The organism is Sphingopyxis sp. GC21 (genome assembly GCF_025727575.1).
Lineage (GTDB): Bacteria > Pseudomonadota > Alphaproteobacteria > Sphingomonadales > Sphingomonadaceae > Sphingopyxis > Sphingopyxis terrae_A.
The window spans coordinates 3787049-3801846 of record NZ_CP095845.1; the positions used below are offsets into that span (position 1 = coordinate 3787049).

Genomic DNA, 14798 nt, shown 5'->3' on the forward strand with positions numbered 1-14798 from the left:
CGGCTTGAACGGAGAGGCTATGATTCGATGAAAAGGTCGCTTGCCCGAATACCGAACATCGCCTTGATCGTGCGGGCGAAATGCGCGCTGTCGCTGAACCCGGCCATATGTGCGGCCTCGGTCGCGCTGCGGCGCATTCCCAATTCGTCGAAGGCGATAATCAACCGTCGCCAGAGCACAAAGCGCTGGAAGGGCATGCCGATCTCGGCGGCAAAGAGATGCCGGAAGCGGCCGAGCGAAAGGCGGCTCTCTTCCGCCACATCCGCGAGGCGGACAGAGCCCATGGGGATCAGGCGGTCAATCGAGGCGGCGGCGCGGGTGATGCGCGGATCGAGCGGGGGGCGGGTGCCTCGCATGAGCCAGTTTTTCCAGAAGGAACGCTGTCCCGGCATCTCGACATGAATCGGATCGGAGCAGATCAGCCGGTTTTTCAGTTCTACCGGCGGACCGAAGCCCACTGTCGGCTCGACGAACCATAATTCGGCCGCGGGAGCGGGGAGCAGCCGGTGCACGGTATCGGGTTCGATGAGCAAGCAACGCCCCGACAGGCGCGCGCCATCAGCAGTGACCACCGTAAGCGGCTCAGCACAGAATACTGCCTGCGCCGCAAAATGACGGTGCGCGGCGGCATCGCCAACCGAACCCGACCAGAGAGCATGATAGTCGCCGAGGCTAAGTCGGCCGTTCCAGTTGGACGTGTCGGGCATCGGGTCTCGATAGCAGGCCTAACTCATGTGCGTAACGGGCGCTGGGTTAGCTGTCTGGCTCGGAGGCTCTTTTCGGAAGCCGCCGCACGGCCAAGGAGAAGTGCGCCGACCCCGTGATGATTACCCTCATTGACCCTGCGTTGTCTCGACCCGGCGATGTTGCCGACTGTTGTGACGATAGCCGATCCAGAGGATTGCAAGCGCGAGAAGCTGGAGCAGCAACGGTTCGAGCGAAGGAAATATCCCCATCGTCGGGAAGCGAGGAAAATGAGCGAGCGGTGTGATGCCGAGGAGGCCGGCTTCCTGTAGCGCGCCCGCGCCCTTGCCGGCCAGGACAACCGCAAGGATGGCGATCAGTGCGGAGCTGTAGGCGAAAAATTTCCCGATCGGCAGGACCCGGCTGTAACGAAGCATGACCCATGCGATTGCTGCCAGGATCACCACTGCAGTTCCGGCTCCGGCAGCGATCGCGCTGCGGCTCCCTTGCGCGGCGAGAGCTGCGAAAAACAGGATGGTCTCAAAGACTTCCCGATAGACCACGAGGAAAGCGAGCCCGAACAGGAACCAGGCCGAGCGGCGCGAAAGCGCCTTGCCCATCGCTTCGCGGATATAGCGCTGCCAGCTCTCCGCGTGCGACTTTCCGTGCATCCAGATGCCGACCCAGACGAGCACGACTGCGGCGAAAAGCGAGCCAAATCCCTCTGTCAACTCGCGGTTCGCTCCGCTGATCGAGATTGCATAGGTCGCGACTGCCCAGGTTGCGCCGCCGGCAGCCAAGGCTGCGATCCAGCCGCCATGGACATAGGGTAGGATCTCAGGCCGTTCGGCCTTTCGCAAGAAAGCGATCATCGCCACGATGATCAGAAGCGCTTCGAGACCCTCGCGCAGCAAGATGGTAAGCGCCCCGACAAAGGTCGATGCGTCGCTGGCTGCATCGGGAGACAGTGCAGCTTCGGCATCGGCGAAAAGGGTTTCGACTGCGGCGGCTTTACCCGCGACCGCATCGACCGGCACACCTCGCGCGATGGACACGCGATAATCGGACATCGCGGATTCGATTTGCGCCATAAGGGCGGAATCGCGCGTCGTCAGGATCGGCTCAATCGGTTCGAAACCGTCGAGATAGGCGGACAGCGCGAGACGCTCTGCCTCGCTCCGGTTTCCCTTGCGGTATGCGGCAAGGCTTTGCGCCAATTTGTCACGCGCAACCGCAAGCGTCGCGGGCGAAGCGGTTGTCAATGCTTGGGGATCGGAACGCAAATAGGCGGTAAGCGCGTCGGCCTGCTCCGATCCCAGCCCACGACCAAGCACTTCCGGGCTGAGACTCGTGAAGGCTTGCAGGTCGGGGACCAGTTCGCGCGCCGCAGGGGTCTGGTTCCAGACACGCCGGCCGGCTGCGACGTCGCGAAATGCAAATCCACCGGCATAGGCTGCTACCGCCCAGCGGTCGTCGGAGGGCAAATGGGCAAAACTGGGCATGGACGTGCCTTCGAGCCCCTGTCCTATGACCTGATAGAGCGCGAACAGACTGCGCTTGCGAGCGCGTCCGGCGTCGGTGAAATCGATAGGTGCCGGGTCGAGCCCCTTGGCCTGATGTCCATTGCCATCGCCGCGCGCCCCATGACAGCTGGCGCAATTTTCCAGATAGACTTGGGCTCCGCGCCGGGGATCTGGAGCGTTGCGCGGCGCGAGGGGCACGGGGTAGGCGGCGAGGAGGTCCGCCGCGAGTCCGCGCGCCTGGCCAGCCACCTTGCCGGGGCTCGCCTTCGATGCGATCGCCGTCTGGAGTTGTCCCGCTTCACTGACAAGGCGAGCCCGCGCCGGGGATACCGGAAGCGCTTCGATCCCCTTGCGAACGGTGGCGGAAAACTCGGTCATCTCGGAATATTCGACCGTGCTCGTCACCACGCCATTCGAGACGGCTCCACCATAGTCGACCGCAACATAGTCCAGCAGGCGCCATATGGTCTGGACTTCGTCGGCATCAGTGCGGGCCTGTGCCGTCGGCACGACGAGGCCGCCGATTGCAGCAAGCGCGATCAGCAGAGAGAGAAAGCGGCGGGCGGGGGGCATTGGCCCTATTGTCCGGGCACAGTCGACAGTTCGCGCAATTCGGTCCGCGCGCTGCGAAGAATCTCATAGGCCGAATGCAGGAAAAGCGTGGCAATGATGGCGGCGACTGCAAGGTCGGGCCAGGCTTGCCCGGTCCATGCGACGAGGCCGGCGGCGATGATCACCGCCACATTGGCGATCGCGTCGTTGCGGCTGAACAGCCACACCGCCCGGACATTGGCGTCGCCTTCGCGGAACCGCGAGAGGACCGCGGCCGAGGTGAGGTTGACGAGGAGGGCGGCGGCGCCGATGCCGCCCATCAGCTCGGCTTCGGGCGGAACCGCGGTCAGGGCACGCCACAGCGCGACGCCGATGACCCCTATGCCGAGCGACAGCAGGAACAGGCCTTGGGCTAAGGCGATACGCGTGCGGGCGAGCGCAGTCCAGCCTATCGCGACGAGGCCGGCCAACGTGATCGTGCCGTCGCCGATAAAGTCGAGCGAGTCGGCTTTCAGCGCCTGGCTGTTGGCGATGAACCCGCCGACGATCTCGATCGCGCCGAAGCCGAGATTGAGAATTACGACGATCCACAAGGCCCTTCGATAGGCGGGATCGCGTTCGGCCCTGACGGTGTCGCCCGTGCAGCCGCAATTGCTGTCGTTGCTCATTCCCCTGTTCTACATTCTACAGTAACTGTAGAAGCAAGCTGAAATCGAAACGAGACTGAGAGGAAGGGAGATGGCGCGCGACACGCGGCTGCCGATCGGCGGCCTGGCGAAACGCACCGGCACCAAGGTAAACACGATCCGCTTCTATGAGGATATCGGATTGCTGCCTTGCGCAGCGCGCACAGCCTCTGGCCGGCGCACCTACGGGGATGAGGATGTCGGGCGCCTCGCATTCATCCGCAATGCCCGCGGCCTCGGCTTTTCGATCGATGAAATCCGGTCGTTGACGGCGCTGGCCTTGGGGCCGGGGCAGGACTGCGCCGAAATCCGCGCGCTTGCGGCGCGTCACCTGCTCGATGTCGATGAAAAGCTGGAACGGATGGCGCGGCTCCGTGCTGAACTTGCCCGTATCGTCCAGCTCTGCGATGGCGGGCCGGTGTCGGATTGCCGGGTCATCGAGGCCATCGCCGCCGGAAATGCCTAGCCGCCGCGCTATCGGGACTGTCGGCGGCTTGCGGCTCAGCCGCAGCAACTGCCCTTGCCGCCGTCAACCTGTATTGGCGGGCAGGGTACCGTGCCATAGGAACAGAAGACACAGCAGTCTCCTGGCAGCGGCTTGAGCAGCGCGCCGCATCCCTTGCAGTCGTAGAAATACTGACACGCATCGGTGGGCATGATTTCGTCGGCGATTTGACCGCAGAGCGGACACGTCAGCGTCGATTGCAGGACCGGCGAGGGATCAAGCATAGCGATAGCCAAGCCATAGGAGGACGGCGCCGAAGAGCAGGCCGACGAAGGTCACGACGCGCAGCGTCGCCGGCACGCATAGGCCATCGGCGCCGCAGCGCGCCGCGCGCATCTGCTGGCGCGCCAGCAGCACGCCACCGGCGACGAGCGAAATTGCGCCGAATGCGACGAACCAGAGCCGGTAGGGCGCGGCCGGGACCGCTATGCCGACGAGCCAGGCGGACCCGAGCCCCGCCGAGGCAAGCAGCATGGGAAGCGCGCAGCAGGTGGCTGCGAGAAAGCCCGATGCGATCCCGCCAAGCGCCAGCGAAATGGCCCCAAATCCTTTCGGACGCCTTGCATCTCCAGCCAAATTCTACCTCCTTGTTTCGCGGTATCGGCAAGTCTACCATCTGTAGTGACTACAGATGCAAGCGGAATCGCAATGGCCCCCTCAAGCACCATCCCCATCGGCGAGCTTTCTCGGCTTACCGGCTGCAATATCGAGACGATCCGCTATTATGAGCGCATCGGCATTCTGCCCGCGCCGGTCCGGTACGGGCGATTTCGCCGTTATGATTCAGCTGGTGTGCGGCGCCTTGCATTTGTGCGGCGCGCGCGCGAACTGGGTTTTCCCCTCGATACGGTCCGCACTTTGCTCCTTCTGGCCGAAGGCGGCAGCCATAGCTGCGATCAGGTGCGTCAAATGGCCGAGGGCCAGCTTGCCGAAGTCCTCGCCAAGCGCGCCGACCTCGACCGCATGGCCGCTGTCTTGGGCGATCTTGTCGAGGCGTGCGGCGCCGGCGATGCCGGGGGCTGCCCGCTTCTGGAGGCGCTGTCCGACTAGGTTTGAGTGCAGCCGTCTTCCGCCAACACCCCAAAGCAGCTATTGCGCGCGGCAGTTGGGCCGCCGCGCGCAATGGCGGCGCGTTACGGCGCCTTGTCGAGCTTGGTGATCGTCCCGGCCTTGCCGTCCCAGTCCAGTTCGAACGCGATCTTGTCGCCGACCTTGATATCCTTCAGCAGTTCGCCTTTCGCGGCGAAGCCCATCGTCATCGGCGGCCATTCGAGCTCGGCGATCGCACCATGATCGAGCGTGACCTGTCCTTTGGCGCTATCGATCGCGGTGACGGTAGCCGTGCCCTTGCCATGCTTGATTTCGGCCGGCGTCGCCATGGTTCCAACATCATCGGCCATGGCTGCCTTCTCTTCGGCTTTCGGCGCTTCGCCTTGCTTGTCGCAGCCGGCAAGCGCTGCGGCGAGCGCAAGGCCCAGCGCGATGATCGGCAGTTTCTTCATTTCGTTTCTCCTTTTGGTTGAGCTGGTTTTGCCGCTCGCCTGCGCATCAGCAGATAAGCGGCGGGAATGATGAACATCGACAGCAGCGGCGCGGTGAGCATGCCGCCAACCATCGGTGCGGCGATCCGGCTCATCACCTCGGAGCCGGTTCCGGTCCCAACGAGGATCGGGAACAGGCCTGCGAGGATGACCGCGACCGTCATCGCCTTGGGCCGGACGCGCAGCAGCGCACCGTCGCGCACCCCCGCCGCGACATCGCCGTCGCTGCGTGCAGCGAGCGCCTGCTTGAGGTAGATCAGCATCACCACACCGAACTCGGCCGACACCCCGGCGAGCGCGATAAAGCCGACGCCGCTCGCGACCGACTGGTTGTAGCCGAGCAGATAGAGCAGCCACAACCCGCCGGTGAGCGCGAACGGCAGGGTCCCCATGATGAGCAACGCCTCGTCGAGCCGCCGGAAGGTCAGATAGAGCAGCCCGAAGATGATCGCGAGCGTCACCGGGACGACTATCTTCATCCGCTCGGTCGCGCGCACCAGAAATTCGAACTGGCCGGTGTAGGAGACGCTGACCCCCGGCGGCAGCTTGACCTCGCGCGCGATCGCCGCCTGGATGTCGGCGACCAGCGTTTGCAAATCGCGCCCGCGGCCATCGACGTAAATCCAGGTCACCGGGCGGCCATTCTCGCTGCGCAGCATCGGCGGACCGTCGCTGATCCGCACTTCGGCGACGGTGCCGAGCGTGATCTGCTGGCGCGTCGGGGTCAGCACCGGCAGGTTGATGATTTCATCGAGGCTGTCGCGGATTTCGCGCGGATAGCGCACGCTGATCGGATAGCGCGCCAGCCCCTCGACCGTCTGCCCGATCGTCGCGCCGCCAATCGCGCCCGATACGATGGCTTGAACATCGGCGATGTTCATTCCATAGCGCGCCGCTGCACCGCGATCGATCTGGACATCGATGTAGCGCCCGCCGGTGAGCCGTTCGGCGAGCGCCGATGCGACGCCGGGCACCGTCTTGACGACATCCTCGATCCGCTTGGCGCTGGCGTCGATGGCCTTGAGGTCGGATCCCGCGACCTTGATCCCGATCGGGCTTTTGATCCCCGTCGCCAGCATATCGATCCGGTTGCGGATCGGCGGCACCCAGAAATTGGCGAGCCCCGGCACGCGCACCCGCGCGTCGAGTTCCTCGATCAGTTTTTCCGGTGTCATCCCCGCGCGCCATTCGCTCTTGGGTTTGAACTGGATCGTCGTTTCGAACATTTCGATCGGCGCCGGATCGGTCGCGGTGTCGGCGCGCCCCGCCTTGCCGAACACACGGCTAACCTCGGGGACCGTCTTGATCAGACGGTCGGTCTGCTGGAGCAATTTGCCCGCTTCGGCCACCGAAAGCCCGGGCAGCGCCGAGGGCATATAGAGGAGGTCGCCTTCGTTCATTTGCGGCATGAACTCGCCGCCAAGCCGCGCCATCGGCCACAGGCTGGTCGCAAAGACCAGTAGGGCGATGAACAACGCCTGTTTCGGACGCGCGAGCACCCAATCGAGCCCGGGGCGGTAGAGGCGGGTCAGCCAGCGATTGATCGGATTGGCATTCTCGCCGGGAATCTTGCCGCGAATGAGCCAGCCCATCAGCACCGGGACGAGCGTGATCGAAAGCAGGGCCGCCGCCGCCATCGCATAGGTTTTGGTGAAGGCGAGCGGCGCGAACAGCCGACCCTCCTGTCCTTGAAGCGCGAAAATCGGGATGAAGGAAAAAGTGATGATGAGCAGGCTGAGGAACAGTGCCGGGCCGACCTCGGCTGCCGCGCCGGTGATCGCGCGCCAGCGTTCGGTCCCTTCCAATTTCCGGTCGGGATTCTCGTGCGCCCAGCGTTCGATATGCTTGTGCGCATTTTCGATCATCACGACCGCTGCATCGACCATCGCTCCGATCGCGATCGCGATGCCGCCGAGCGACAATATATTGGCGTTCAGGCCTTGTGCGCGCATCGCGATGAAGGCGATGAGGATGCCGAGCGGCAGCGTCAGAATCGCCACCAGGGCCGATCGCGCGTGCCACAGGAACAGCGCACAGACGATCGCCACGACGATGAATTCCTCGACGAGCTTCGAGGTCAGATTATCGACCGCGCGGTCGATCAGCCCCGAGCGGTCATAGGTGGTGACGATCTCCACCCCCGGCGGAAGGCTGGCCTTTAGCGAATTCAGCTTGGCCCGGACATTCTCGATCACCTCGCGGGCGTTCTTGCCTTGCCGCATGACGATCACCCCGCCGGTGACTTCGCCTTCGCCATCAAGTTCAGCGATTCCGCGCCGCATCTCGGGACCGATTTGCACCGTCGCAATGTCGCCCACCGTCACCGGGACTCCGCCCGCGGCGGTGCGGATCGACACGGCGCGGAAATCGTCGAGGGTCTTCAGATAGCCGCTGGCGCGAACTATATATTCGGCCTCGGCCAGTTCGACCGTCGCGCCGCCGGTTTCCTGATTGGCGGCGGTCAGGGCGTCGCTGACTTCGCGCACGGTGACGCCATAGGATGCCAGTTTTTGGGGATCGAGGATGATCTGATATTGTTTGACCATCCCGCCGATGGTCGCGACCTCGGCGACGTCGGGGACGGCTTTCAATTCGTAACGCAGGAACCAGTCCTGGATCGAGCGCAGTTCGGCCAGATCATGCCGTCCGTTTTTGTCGACCAGCGCATATTCATAGATCCAGCCGACGCCGGTCGCATCGGGTCCGATCGACGCGGTCGCGCCGTCGGGCAATTTTCCCTGCACCTGGCTCAGATATTCGAGCACCCGGCTGCGCGCCCAATACAGGTCGGTGTCGTCGTCGAACAGCACATAGACGAAACTGTCGCCGACAAAGCTATAGCCGCGCACGACGCGCGCGCCCGGCACCGACAGCATCGTCGAACTGATCGGATAGGTCACCTGATCCTCGACGATCCGCGGCGCCTGCCCCGGATAGGTGGTGCGGATGATGACCTGAACGTCCGACAGATCGGGAATCGCATCGACTGGGGTCGTCCGCACTGCGGCGACACCGACGAGGGTCAGGATCAGTGCCGCGGCAACGACCAGTCCGCGTGCCGCGACCGAGGCGCGAATGATCCGCTCGATCATTTCGCGTCACCGAGCGGGCGGACGGCGATGCCGGTCAGGCTCGCCTCGGAATCGAGCAGGAACTGGCCCGATGCGACGACCCTCTCGCCCACCGCCAGCCCCTGCAGGATTTCGGTCTGGCCGCCGCCCTCGCGCCCTGTTTGCACTTCGGCGGGATGATAGCGCCCGTCGCCCGTCGCCAGCATGACGATGCTGCGCGTGCCGGTGCGGATGACCGCCTCGCTCGGCACCAGCAGCGCGGGTTTGGCGTTGCCGCCGAGCGTGACATTGGCGAACATGCCCGGGCGCAGCCGGCCGCCGCGATTGGCGAGTTCGATGCGCACGGTCAGCGTCCGGCTGTCGACCTGCGTCGTCGGCAGGATCGCGATGACGCGCCCGCCAAATGTTTCGCCGGGAAAGGCGGTGAGCGTCGCAACCGCGCGCTGGCCGACGCGCACCGCCCCGGCCTGAGCCTCGGGCAAGGAGGCGTTTAGCCAGACGGTGGCCAGCCCCGAGATTTCGGCGAGCGTCTGGCCCTGCGCCAGCGTAACGCCCGCCCGCGCGCTGAGGCTCTGCACGACGCCGCCGATCGGCGAACTGATCGTAACGGTTCCGCTTGTCCGCCCGGTCCGATCGACCCGGTTGATAACGGCGTCGGACATGCCGATCAGACGCAGCCGCTGCCGCGCCGCCGCTGTCAGCTCGGGCCGGCCGAGCTTCTTGACGCTCAGATATTCGGTCTGCGCGCCGCCCCAATCGGGCGACTGAACATCGGCGATCGGCGTCCCGGCGCCGATGACGTCGCCCGGGGCCAGCCGATAGACGCGCTCGACAAAGCCGTCCGAACGCGCCTGGACGATCGCGACGTCGCGTTCGTTGAAATCGACCGCGCCGGTGACGTCGAAGGTCGCCGCGAGGCTGCCCATCTCGGCGGCGACGACGCGCATTCCGAGATTTTGCATCGCCGACGGATCGATCGAAAAGCCCGGCGCGGCGTCGGCCCCGCCGCCTTCGTCGGCATATTTGGGTTCCAGCTCCATATCCATGAAGGGCGACTTGCCCGGCTTGTCGAACTTCTGGTTCGGGAACATCGGGTCGTAATAATAGAGGATCTTGCGCCCATCGCTTGTGGCGCCCGTCGGCACGTCGTCCGCGCCGCGCTGCCCGATCCAGTAACCGCCGCCGCCCGCGATCAGCACCGCGGCCAAAATCCCGGCGCGCCACCGCACCGCTGTCGTCGCTTCGGTCATCGCCCTGTCTCCCCATAGATATAATTGATCCGGATCGCGTCGCGCGCGACCTCGGCCTCGCGCGCCAGTACATCCACTTCGGCTTCGGCCAGCGCGAGCGTCGAGAGCAATGCGGTCCCGAGGTCGAGCTGGCCGGCGGCGTAGCTGGCGAGGTCAAGCTCGGCGCGCTTCTTCGCCAGTGGCACCAGCCGCGACTGCGCATTGCCGAGCTGTTCGTGATGCATGTGATGATCGGCGAGATCGGCGTCGAGGGCCGCGGCGATGTCGCGCTTTGCCGCTTCGCGATCGAGCCGCGCGCGCGTCGCCTCGCTCGCCCGCGCGGAGATCTTCGGGTCCTGCCGCTTCTTGGCGAAGAGCGGCAAGTCGATGGTGACGCCGAGCGTGACGAGGTCGCCATAATTGGGCTCGCGCCGCCCATAGGCCGCCGAGACGTTCCAGTCGGGCCGCTTGTCGGCGCGTGCGAGCCCGGTTTCGGCATCGGCCGCCAGCGCGCGCGCATCGAGCGCGCGCAGCCGCGGCAGCGCGTCGATTCCGGAGCGCAGCGCGCTTTCATCGACGACCGGCGGCGGCGGCGCGCCTGCCGTGTCGGCGGCGGCGTCGCCGGTGAAGCGCGCGAGCTGCGCGCGGGCGCGCGCAACCTCGGCGGCGAGCCCGCTGCGGCGATCCTGAATCTCGGCGCGGAGCTGTTCGGGTTCGAGCGCCTGCGCCGGCCGCGCCGCGCCGCTGGCCAACCGCGCGGTCACCGTCGCCTGCAAATCGTCGAGCTCGGCATCGAGCAATTCGAGCTTCTTGAGCCGTTTCTTGGCATAGAAAAGGTCGATCCAGGCGAGCGCCGTCGCCAGCCGGACGTCCTGCGCCGCGACCGCTTCGTCGGCGCGCGCGATCCCGATTTCGGCCAGCGCGCGCGTCGCACGCGCCCGGCGCTTGGCGGGATGGGTGAATTCCTGGCTGATACCGATCACCTGCATCGTGAAATTGTCGCGGTTGAGGCGGCCCGCGTCGGGGCCGGTGACCGGGAAATCCTTGATGGCCAGATCGAGTTTGGGATCGGGCAACCGGTCGGCCGCGATCGCCGCCGACTCGGCGGCGTCGATCCCCGCTTCGCGTCCGCGCAGTTCGGGCGCCTGGGTTTCGGCCAGCCGCAGCGCGGCGTCGAGTGTCAACGGCTCGGCATGAAGCGTCGCGGGCAGCGCGATCAGCATGGTCGCCGCAAAAAAATTGCGCATGATGTCCCCTTTTGTGGACCGGACAAGACCGCCCCCGACGCCTCTGTGCCGAGGGCGGAGAGCTTTACGCGCCGGGGTGTGGCATGGAGCCGCGGGACATTTTCTTCATGCAACCGGCCGGATCGGCCTTCATCATGTCGCAATCGCACTCGGCCATTTGCGCCGGTTTGTCCTTCACCCAGACGCGGACTCGCGACGTGGCATTGGACTTGTTCGGTCCCGGAACCTGGCGGGTCTGCCATTCATAACGGCCGCCCGATTGCACTTGGGCAAAAACGGGAGCGGCAAGCGTCGCTGCCGCGAGCGCGGCAACGGCAAAAAGCGGTTTCATGTTGAATTCCTCGGTTGAGAAAGCAAGAAAATGAGCGCCGAAACGGGTCGGCGGGCATCGTGCAATTCAGCCGAGAATTAGCGGTGGATTGGGTTCGGGCCCGAATGTCCGGCCATCCAGCGGCTGGATCGGTAGCGGGTCGAGCAGCCCTGTCATGTGAGTCGCCGCCACGATCAGCATGGGCGACGAAATGACGAGGGGCGGGAGCGCGCAACCCATCTTGGCAATGCAATCGAACGTCAGACCCTTGCAGGGCGCGTCGCCCTCGGATTTGTCCATTCCCATCATTTCGGCGCACTCGTCGCTCATCGACGTCGCCGCGGTTGTCGTATCGGACATCGGGATTGCCGGAGCAGACGCAAACGCGGCTTCCTGGCCGAGAAGGCCCAGCACAGCTCCGAAGAGAAGCAGCAGAGAAAGCCAACGTTTCACGGTCGAAGCATGTTCCTTGTCACTCCTGGCGTCAAACTGAAATTGCGGCGCCTGGACTGCTGCGTTGTTCGTGAGCAGCCCCTCCGCGGTTACACCCGGGCCAGATAATCCTTGCCCCGCCCGCCGCCATCAGGCCTTCGGCTTGCGCGAAGAACTGTGCAGGCTGATGATCCGCCATTTGCCGTCCGTCCACTTAAGCACGCTCGTCGCAACGCCATCACGTTCGACCGTTTCGCCGCTCGCGAGTATGATCGTGTAGGAATAGGTCTCGGTGGCGATCGCAACCTCGCCTTCGCCCCGCACCGAAACCTTATAGTCCTTGAAGGCGAAGGACCTGAACGCCTTGAGCTCGGGCGCGAGATGATGGTCGCGATAATGGGCGAAATTTCCTTCGACGCCGCCCGACTCGAAGATCTGGGCGTCGGGCGCGAACAGGGCTCCGACGCCCGACAGGTCGCGGCTCTCGATCGCCTGCTTATATTGCGCCAGCGTCGCGGCGGCCGCCTGATAATCCGGGGTTGCGGCCGCTTGGGCGGGAATCGCCATGGCCAGCGCCAGTCCGATCGCCGCTGCAATGAAACCTCTCATCCCCATTCTCCCTTTCTCAATACCCGCCGCCGAACGGCGCGGCGACGCTTCGATCAGATTTTCACGAACCGCAGCCGCAGCGAATTGGCGATCACGCTGACCGACGAGAGCGCCATCGCCGCGGCGGCGATGATCGGCGACAGGAGCAGCCCGAAGATCGGGTATAGCACGCCCGCCGCCACCGGAATGCCCGCGGCATTATAGGCGAAGGCGAAGAAGAGATTCTGGCGGATATTCGCCATTGTCGCATGGCTGAGATGCCGCGCCCGCACGATGCCGAGGAGGTCGCCGCGCAATAGTGTGACGCCCGCGCTTTCGATGGCGACGTCGGTTCCCGAACCCATGGCGATGCCGACATCGGCGGCGGCAAGCGCGGGGGCGTCGTTGACCCCGTCGCCGGCCATGGCGACGATCCCGCCCTCTTCGCGCAGCCGCTGGACGACGGCGCTCTTCTGGTCGGGGAGGACGTCGGCCTCGACATTGTCGATGCCGAGCCGCCGTGCGATCGCCTCGGCGGTGACGCGATTGTCGCCGGTGAGCATGATGACCTTGATTCCGGCTTCGCGCAGCGCCGCGAGTGCGTCGCTCGTCGTCTCCTTGACCGGATCTGCGATAGCGATGACGCCGGCCGCCTTGCCGTTGACCGCGATGTAGATCGCCGTCGCGCCGTCAGTGCGAAGGCGGTCGGCCGCCGCGGCGAGTGCGCCCAGATCGACGTCATATTCTTCGAGAAAGCTCGCATTGCCAAGGACGATCGCCTTGTCGTCGACCGCCCCGACGATGCCCTTGCCGACCGGCTGGTCGACTCCCGATGGCTCGACGAGCGCGAGGCCGCGGTCTTCCGCCGCTTTGACGATTGCGGCGGCCAATGGATGTTCGCTGCTGCGCTCGAGGCTCGCGGCAATCCGGAGGAGGTCGTTTTCCTCGAACCCTTCGGCGACTTCGATGGCGACGACCGAGGGTCTGCCTTCGGTCAGCGTCCCCGTCTTGTCGACGACGAGCGTGTCGACCTTCTCCATCCGCTCAAGCGCCTCGGCATTTTTGATCAGCACGCCGGCTTCGGCGCCGCGCCCCACGCCGACCATGATCGACATTGGCGTCGCGAGGCCGAGCGCGCAGGGACAGGCGATGATGAGCACCGAGACGGCGGCGATAAGGCCATAGGCCATGGCGGGCGCGGGGCCCAGAAGCGACCAGACAACGAAAGCGACAATGGCGACGACGATGACGCCGGGCACGAACCAGCCCGAAACGGTATCGGCGAGACGCTGGATCGGCGCCCGGCTGCGCTGCGCGTCGGCGACCATTTGTACGATCCGCGCGAGCATCGTGTCGCGCCCGACCTTCTCGCTGCGCATGAGCAGGCCGCCCGTCTGGTTGATCGTTCCGCCGATCAGCGCCGCGCCGGCCGCCTTGGTCACCGGCATCGATTCGCCCGTGACCATCGATTCGTCGACCGTGCCGCGGCCTTCTACGACGATGCCATCGACGGGGACTTTTTCGCCCGGACGGATGCGCAGCATGTCGCCGACCGCGACTTCCTCGAGCGCTACCTCCTCGTCGCTTCCATCGCTGCGGACGCGCCGGGCGAGCTTCGGTGTCAGGTCAAGGAGCGCGCGGATCGCGCCGCTCGTCGTCTCGCGGGCCCTGAGTTCGAGCACCTGCCCGAGTAGCACCAGCACCGTGATGACCGCGGCGGCCTCGAAATAGACCGCGACCGAGCCATCGGCGGCGCGGAAGGCTGCCGGGAAGATTTGCGGGAGAATCGCCGCGATCATGCTGTAGCCCCAGGCAACGCCCGTCCCCATCGCAATGAGGGTGAACATGTTGAGGCTCTTGTTGCGGATCGAGAGCCAGGCGCGCTCGAAGAAGGGCCAGCCCGCCCATAGAACGACGGGGGTCGCGAGCAGCATCTGGACCCAGTTGTTCGTCTGGCGGCCGACATATTGGTGGAGGCCTGTCAGATGGCCGCCCATCTCAAGTGCAAAGACTGGAAGGGCGAGAAGGAGGCCGACCCAGAAGCGACGCCGCATGTCGTGATATTCTTCGCTGGGGCCGTCCGACGCGGTTGGCATGACGGGCTCGAGTGCCATGCCGCAGATCGGGCAGCTTCCAGGGCCGGGGCGTTGGATCTCGGGATGCATCGGGCAGGTCCAGATGGCCCCCTCGGGTGCGTCGGCTGCGGTCGGCTCGCTTTTTGCGGCGTAAAGATCGGGATCGGCCTCGAATTTGGCGAGGCAGCCCGCGCTGCAAAAATGATGATGTTCGCCGTCGTGCGTCGCGATGTGCGGCGTGGTGGCCGGATCGACCGTCATGCCGCAGACCGGATCGGTGGTGCTCCCTCTGCCTTTTTCCGCGCCCTGATGATCGTGCATCGTCGCCGCTCCTGTACATGTAGGATGCCCGCTT

At 65.2% G+C, this 14798-nt stretch carries 15 protein-coding genes; 2 read left to right on the forward strand and 13 right to left on the reverse strand.

Features of this window, described 5'->3' with window-relative positions:
- Window positions 1–17 precede the first annotated feature (17 nt).
- The 3 genes from MU856_RS18305 to MU856_RS18315 all read right to left on the reverse strand — a co-directional run bounded on the left by MU856_RS18305 (window position 18) and on the right by MU856_RS18315 (window position 3427).
- Window positions 18–533: a helix-turn-helix domain-containing protein gene (locus MU856_RS18305; protein ID WP_217373000.1), complete on the reverse strand. Its 516-nt coding sequence runs from the start codon at window positions 531–533 to the stop codon at window positions 18–20.
- 300 nt (window positions 534–833) lie between these two features.
- The gene (locus tag MU856_RS18310) at window positions 834–2780 is read right to left on the reverse strand and encodes a cytochrome c/FTR1 family iron permease (protein WP_263588146.1); all 1947 of its coding nucleotides are present in this window, start codon (window positions 2778–2780) and stop codon (window positions 834–836) included.
- A gap of 5 nt (window positions 2781–2785) precedes the next feature.
- Window positions 2786–3427 (reverse strand): cation transporter, encoded by a 642-nt coding sequence (locus tag MU856_RS18315; RefSeq protein WP_037553278.1) that lies wholly within the window; start codon window positions 3425–3427, stop codon window positions 2786–2788.
- 70 nt (window positions 3428–3497) lie between these two features.
- Here MU856_RS18315 and MU856_RS18320 point away from each other — a divergent pair, with 70 nt between their 5' ends.
- Entirely contained in the window at window positions 3498–3911 is a 414-nt protein-coding gene (locus MU856_RS18320) for a MerR family transcriptional regulator (protein ID WP_186401300.1), read from the forward strand.
- 35 nt (window positions 3912–3946) lie between these two features.
- Here MU856_RS18320 and MU856_RS18325 read toward each other — a convergent pair whose 3' ends face one another.
- Entirely contained in the window at window positions 3947–4174 is a 228-nt protein-coding gene (locus MU856_RS18325) for a GDCCVxC domain-containing (seleno)protein (RefSeq protein WP_081611194.1), read from the reverse strand.
- Window positions 4167–4526, reverse strand: a complete 360-nt coding sequence (locus MU856_RS18330) for a mercuric ion transport protein, MerT (protein WP_254535760.1) — start codon at window positions 4524–4526, stop codon at window positions 4167–4169. Before MU856_RS18330 ends, MU856_RS18325 begins: the two co-directional genes overlap by 8 nt.
- A gap of 72 nt (window positions 4527–4598) precedes the next feature.
- On the opposite strand from MU856_RS18330, the gene MU856_RS18335 reads away from it, so the two are divergent.
- Window positions 4599–5000, forward strand: a complete 402-nt coding sequence (locus tag MU856_RS18335; RefSeq protein WP_186401299.1) for a MerR family transcriptional regulator — start codon at window positions 4599–4601, stop codon at window positions 4998–5000.
- A gap of 83 nt (window positions 5001–5083) precedes the next feature.
- Here MU856_RS18335 and MU856_RS18340 read toward each other — a convergent pair whose 3' ends face one another.
- From MU856_RS18340 to MU856_RS18375, 8 genes are all read right to left on the reverse strand, one after another.
- On the reverse strand, window positions 5084–5452 hold the full coding sequence (locus MU856_RS18340; RefSeq protein WP_186401298.1) for a copper-binding protein: 369 nt from the start codon (window positions 5450–5452) through the stop codon (window positions 5084–5086).
- Window positions 5449–8583, reverse strand: a complete 3135-nt coding sequence (locus MU856_RS18345) for an efflux RND transporter permease subunit (protein ID WP_186401297.1) — start codon at window positions 8581–8583, stop codon at window positions 5449–5451. The genes MU856_RS18340 and MU856_RS18345 overlap by 4 nt, the downstream gene beginning before the upstream one ends.
- The gene (locus tag MU856_RS18350) at window positions 8580–9812 is read right to left on the reverse strand and encodes an efflux RND transporter periplasmic adaptor subunit (RefSeq protein WP_186401296.1); all 1233 of its coding nucleotides are present in this window, start codon (window positions 9810–9812) and stop codon (window positions 8580–8582) included. The genes MU856_RS18345 and MU856_RS18350 overlap by 4 nt, the downstream gene beginning before the upstream one ends.
- The gene (locus MU856_RS18355; protein WP_186401295.1) at window positions 9809–11038 is read right to left on the reverse strand and encodes a TolC family protein; all 1230 of its coding nucleotides are present in this window, start codon (window positions 11036–11038) and stop codon (window positions 9809–9811) included. The genes MU856_RS18350 and MU856_RS18355 overlap by 4 nt, the downstream gene beginning before the upstream one ends.
- 64 nt (window positions 11039–11102) lie before the next feature.
- Window positions 11103–11369 (reverse strand): hypothetical protein, encoded by a 267-nt coding sequence (locus MU856_RS18360; protein ID WP_186401294.1) that lies wholly within the window; start codon window positions 11367–11369, stop codon window positions 11103–11105.
- Between the two features lie 66 nt (window positions 11370–11435).
- A complete protein-coding gene (locus tag MU856_RS18365) occupies window positions 11436–11801 on the reverse strand; it encodes a hypothetical protein (protein ID WP_186401293.1) in 366 nt (121 codons plus the stop codon).
- Window positions 11802–11930: 129 nt separating this feature from the next.
- Window positions 11931–12389 (reverse strand): YybH family protein, encoded by a 459-nt coding sequence (locus MU856_RS18370; RefSeq protein ID WP_186401292.1) that lies wholly within the window; start codon window positions 12387–12389, stop codon window positions 11931–11933.
- A gap of 53 nt (window positions 12390–12442) precedes the next feature.
- The gene (locus MU856_RS18375; protein WP_186401291.1) at window positions 12443–14764 is read right to left on the reverse strand and encodes a heavy metal translocating P-type ATPase; all 2322 of its coding nucleotides are present in this window, start codon (window positions 14762–14764) and stop codon (window positions 12443–12445) included.
- Window positions 14765–14798: the final 34 nt, after the last annotated feature.

What these genes read in the sequence shown, in the direction of transcription:
- MU856_RS18320 (WP_186401300.1), top strand. Translation starts at nt 3,498, where the DNA reads ATGGCGCGCGACACGCGGCTGCCGATCGGCGGCCTGGCGAAACGCACC.
- MU856_RS18355 (WP_186401295.1), bottom strand. Translation starts at nt 11,038, where the DNA reads ATGCGCAATTTTTTTGCGGCGACCATGCTGATCGCGCTGCCCGCGACG.
- MU856_RS18310 (WP_263588146.1), bottom strand. Translation starts at nt 2,780, where the DNA reads ATGCCCCCCGCCCGCCGCTTTCTCTCTCTGCTGATCGCGCTTGCTGCA.
- MU856_RS18370 (WP_186401292.1), bottom strand. Translation starts at nt 12,389, where the DNA reads ATGAGAGGTTTCATTGCAGCGGCGATCGGACTGGCGCTGGCCATGGCG.
- MU856_RS18315 (WP_037553278.1), bottom strand. Translation starts at nt 3,427, where the DNA reads ATGAGCAACGACAGCAATTGCGGCTGCACGGGCGACACCGTCAGGGCC.
- MU856_RS18375 (WP_186401291.1), bottom strand. Translation starts at nt 14,764, where the DNA reads ATGCACGATCATCAGGGCGCGGAAAAAGGCAGAGGGAGCACCACCGAT.
- MU856_RS18325 (WP_081611194.1), bottom strand. Translation starts at nt 4,174, where the DNA reads ATGCTTGATCCCTCGCCGGTCCTGCAATCGACGCTGACGTGTCCGCTC.
- MU856_RS18335 (WP_186401299.1), top strand. Translation starts at nt 4,599, where the DNA reads ATGGCCCCCTCAAGCACCATCCCCATCGGCGAGCTTTCTCGGCTTACC.
- MU856_RS18360 (WP_186401294.1), bottom strand. Translation starts at nt 11,369, where the DNA reads ATGAAACCGCTTTTTGCCGTTGCCGCGCTCGCGGCAGCGACGCTTGCC.
- MU856_RS18350 (WP_186401296.1), bottom strand. Translation starts at nt 9,812, where the DNA reads ATGACCGAAGCGACGACAGCGGTGCGGTGGCGCGCCGGGATTTTGGCC.
- MU856_RS18340 (WP_186401298.1), bottom strand. Translation starts at nt 5,452, where the DNA reads ATGAAGAAACTGCCGATCATCGCGCTGGGCCTTGCGCTCGCCGCAGCG.
- MU856_RS18345 (WP_186401297.1), bottom strand. Translation starts at nt 8,583, where the DNA reads ATGATCGAGCGGATCATTCGCGCCTCGGTCGCGGCACGCGGACTGGTC.